This window comes from Yaniella soli (genome assembly GCF_054782375.1).
In genome coordinates this window covers 1-4,178 of the sequence record NZ_BAAGSP010000058.1, presented here as the reverse complement: position 1 = coordinate 4,178, position 4,178 = coordinate 1, and the positions used below count along the sequence as shown (strand labels likewise).

General features: G+C 56.2%; 4 protein-coding genes. All 4 read left to right on the top strand.

What is annotated here, in order from left to right; all coding sequences use genetic code 11:
• The first annotated feature begins 137 nt into the window (after positions 1-137).
• A complete protein-coding gene (locus tag ACYVJT_RS15045) occupies positions 138-1,244 on the top strand; it encodes a PrpF domain-containing protein (RefSeq protein WP_343958387.1) in 1,107 nt (368 codons plus the stop codon).
• Positions 1,245-1,449: 205 nt separating this feature from the next.
• Positions 1,450-2,811, top strand: a complete 1,362-nt coding sequence (locus ACYVJT_RS15040) for an L-lactate MFS transporter (RefSeq protein ID WP_343958385.1) — start codon at positions 1,450-1,452, stop codon at positions 2,809-2,811.
• Complete coding sequence (locus tag ACYVJT_RS15035) at positions 2,808-2,966, top strand: hypothetical protein (protein ID WP_343958383.1); 159 nt, start codon at positions 2,808-2,810, stop codon at positions 2,964-2,966. The genes ACYVJT_RS15040 and ACYVJT_RS15035 overlap by 4 nt, the downstream gene beginning before the upstream one ends.
• 386 nt (positions 2,967-3,352) lie before the next feature.
• A partial coding sequence (locus tag ACYVJT_RS15030; RefSeq protein WP_499418533.1) for a pentapeptide repeat-containing protein occupies positions 3,353-4,178 on the top strand: 826 nt, incomplete at its 3' end.

Below are 4,178 nucleotides of genomic sequence, written 5' to 3'. Positions count from 1 at the left end.
GTCGCTACCAATATTTTCGGAAGACCCCGACACCTTCCACCACCTTCACCCCCGGCGTGTCTTAAACCCTCACCCCACCCTTAAACCGGAAGAGCCCTTAATCTGCAACCGTAATACTCCCGGTTAGCATGAAATATATGAGTACGAACCAACGCGCCATCACCGCTACCTATATGCGAGGCGGCACCAGCAAGGGCGTGTTTTTCCATGCCCGCGACCTCCCACCGGCCGGGCCGGAGCGCGACGAGCTACTGCTACGCATCATGGGATCCCCCGACCGGCTCCAAATTGATGGGATGGGTGGGACCTACTCGTCCACGAGCAAAGTGGTCGTGGTGGATGAGCCCAATGACGGTGAGCTGACGTACTGGTTTGGCCAAGTCGCCATCAACGCTCCCCATATTGATTGGAACGGTAACTGCGGCAACCTGACCACCGCGGTCGGTCCGTTTGCCCTGGAAGAAGGACTTGTCCAAGGCCACGACCCAGTCACTCGTGTCACGTTGCACAATGAGAATACCGGAACGAAGATTGAGGCCGAAGTGCCAACTTCCAATGGCACTTTCCGGGTCGATGGCGAGCACGTCGTCGATGGCGTGCCTGGCACTGGTTCACCCGTGGTTACTCGCTACCTAGATCCCGCTGGGAAAACGACCGGGAGTCTGCTGCCCACAGGTGACGCAACCACCCAGGTCGCGCTCGCCTCCGGGGAACAGCTCTGGGTTTCTGTGGTTGATGCTGCCTCGGTCTTCGCGTTCATTCGTGCCGAAGACCTTGGTGTCGACATGTCCCAGACGGATGTCAGCGTACTCAACGCAGATGCAGAACTGCTGGAACGCATCGAGGAGACTCGCGCTCGGTTGGCAGTGCAGCTGGGTCGGGTGAATGACCCGGCCGATGCGGCCACGGAGTCGGCAACCGTGCCACGCATTATTGTGTTCGGCCCAGGCGACAACGAGGTTATGGTGCACGCCCGTGCTGTGATGATGGGCGTCTTTCACCGAGCTTTACCGATGACCGGGGCGTTATGCCTCGCCGCAGCCGCGCATACTCCCGGCACCCTCGTGGCAGAGGCTCTCACCGAACCTACTGCACGTGAAGTGATCATCGGGCATCCGCGCGGTCAAGCCGTCGTCGAGGTCGATGCCACGACAGACGACCACGAAACTCGCATCGAATCATTAGGCGTGACTCGTACCGCCCGCCGCATCATGGACGGCAATGTGTATGTACCAGAGGCTTGATCGACTCAATTTCACCGGAACTCTTGTCGAGGGCGCCCTGGACACATCAATGGTTCTTTGCAAGAGCGTATTGAGTAATACGTTCGGGTTACGAGCGACAATCGAGCACTGTGACGATTGACACATTTTCTTGTGGGTCTATAGACTCTGTGGGATTCTTGCTGACAATGAGTTGACTTGCGACAACGCACCACGAGAGGAACGCATGGCCAGCGTTTTGGATAAAGAAGCAATCGTAGCTCCCAAACATTTCAATCGATGGCTCATCCCCGCCGCAGCACTAGCGATCCACCTGTGCATCGGCCAGGTTTACGCATTCAGTGTGTTCAAAATCCCGTTGATGAACCATTTTGACGTCGGTGAAGTCTCCGTCGGCTGGATCTTCTCCGTCGCAATTGCCATGCTCGGTCTCTCCGCGGCATTCGGCGGGACCTGGGTCGAAAAAGCCGGCCCACGAAAATCTATGACGCTGGCGGGCACCGCGTGGGTGCTCGGCTTCGTCGTGGCCACGATCGGGCTGGTGACCGGCCAGTTGTGGCTGATTTATCTAGGCTACGGGGTCATCGGCGGTATCGGTCTTGGTATCGGGTATATCTCCCCGGTCTCAACCTTGATGAAATGGTTCCCCGACCGCCCAGGCTTGGCGACCGGTTTGGCCATCATGGGCTTTGGTGGCGGCGCACTGATCGCCAGCCCCATGTCCAATGCGCTGATGGAGCTCTACGGTGGCGGCACCGATACCGAACAGATGGCCTCGGGCCTGGCGCCAACGTTCATCACGCTGGCAGCCAGCTATGCCGTCATTATTGCCGCCGGTGCCTACGTCATCCGCGTGCCGCACCCGGACTGGAAACCAGAGGGCTGGGATCCATCCAAGGTCGAATCAAAGCCGATGCAAACGCAGTTGAATGTTTCGGCGAATCAGGCGTTGAAGACTCCACAGTTCTGGTTCTTGTGGATCATGCTGTTCACCAATGTCACGGCGGGTATCGGCATTCTAGAAAATGCGGCACCCATGATCCAGGACTACTTCCCCGGCATCACCGCGGCCGCTGCAGCAGGTTTCGTCGGCATTCTCTCGATAGCCAACATGGCCGGACGCTTCGTCTGGTCCACCACCTCGGACTACATCGGACGCAAAAACATCTACCTCCTATACCTGGGCGTGGGGATCCTGCTGTACTTGGCAATCGCCTTCTTCGGCGGCAACTCGCTGATCCTATTCATCATCGCGTCCGTGTTCATTCTGTCCTTCTACGGTGGTGGGTTCTCGACCATCCCGGCGTATCTGAAAGACATGTTCGGCGTATATCAGGTTGGCGCGATCCACGGTCGCCTGCTGACCGCATGGGCAGCAGCCGGTATTGCCGGGCCACTGATTGTCAATAGCGTGCTCGAGTCCCAGGCTGCTACGGGCAACGAAGGCCCCGAACTCTACACCTTGTCGATGTTCATCATGGTTGGCTTGCTCGCGCTGGGCTTGCTCTCCAATATTTTGATGCGTCCGGTTGCTGAGAAGCACACCGTTGAATACAACAAAGAGCAACGAGGAGTATCCGCACCATGAGTTCTTCACCTGAAACCGCACAGCACGACGATGGCGACGACGTCAGCACAACCTACCGATCCATCGCCATCATCCTGGCCCTGGTGGTCATCATGGGACTGGGCTACGGGCTCGTTGATACCGGCATTAACGCCGCAGCACTGTTTACGGAGTAGTCTCGGCGTCCTAGCTTCCGGACGGCTTCGAGTCAACGCGACTCAGTTGGTCGCCTGGTTATCAGTCGCAACGATTGCTCCGGGCGATCTGGGCAACTCCAGGACCATCAGGCTGCGCCAGCAATTATCAATACCCTCACTTGGGTTGCCCGGCGCGCCCGCGAACTACTACTGCTTTTACTTTCACTGAGTCCGAGCCGATTAAAACGCTCACTATGAGGAAATCATCAGCGGTAATAACACGCGGAAGGCCAGGAGACTCCAAAACCGCTCAACCGCAAAACGTGCAATTTTCAACGCTACGATTGCGATTCATATATCTGATCGATAAATCAAGGCTAGGGTGTTCAGCTTATTTGTGGTCGTACAACGTGTATCTTGTAGTCATGGATCACATCCCCATTTCATATCAATCCAAAAGACAGCGAATCCGCGGCTGGTTTCGAAGGCATGCTTACCCATGGGTGAGACGATATTGGTTGAAAGTTCTACTCTTTCTTGCTTCTGGAGCCATCGTCTATGGTCTTATGGTTTTAGTCCCGTGGGTTTGGGCGACGGGTGGCTCCGGCCTAGAAGTGGAAGAGCGACGTAACTTCATTGCTGTCTTGGCGGGAGCCCTTGCTGTAGGCGGGCTACTGCTGACTCGTCAAAGACATGAGCTAAGCCGTGACGAGAATAGAACTAACCGCTATTCGGAAGCAGTGCGATTATTGGGTTCCCGGGGCCTTACAGAGAGACTCGGAGGAATTTACGCACTTCAACGTCTCGCAAAAGAATCGCTCCACGATGCACCAGCTGTTGCTCAACTTCTCGCAGCCTTCGTCAAGGAGTCCTCACAGGATTTCGTTGAGCGGTGCAAAAGTTCTGATCAGAAAGAACAACCCGTTTCGCTCAAACGTACTTCCTCTGATATTGAAGCAGCTACCCGGGCGCTGTGCCGGCCTGAATTGCACCAACACATCATGGGAGCCCCATTGACAGGACAGGGCAGCCTTGAAGGCGCCTACCTAGTGGGCGCCATGCTCAACAACCTCAATCTTAATAACGTTGACCTTCGAGGCTCATACCTTGATGGAGCTTCCTTTAACTCCACATCGATGTATAACGTCCAGCTAAGAACATGCGCCAATAGGTTAGGGTTTTCGTTCGGGTCGGGTGTCCCATCGATGGGTGGTCCAGGCTTGGCGAACGAGGCGGCGGATCACGATGATG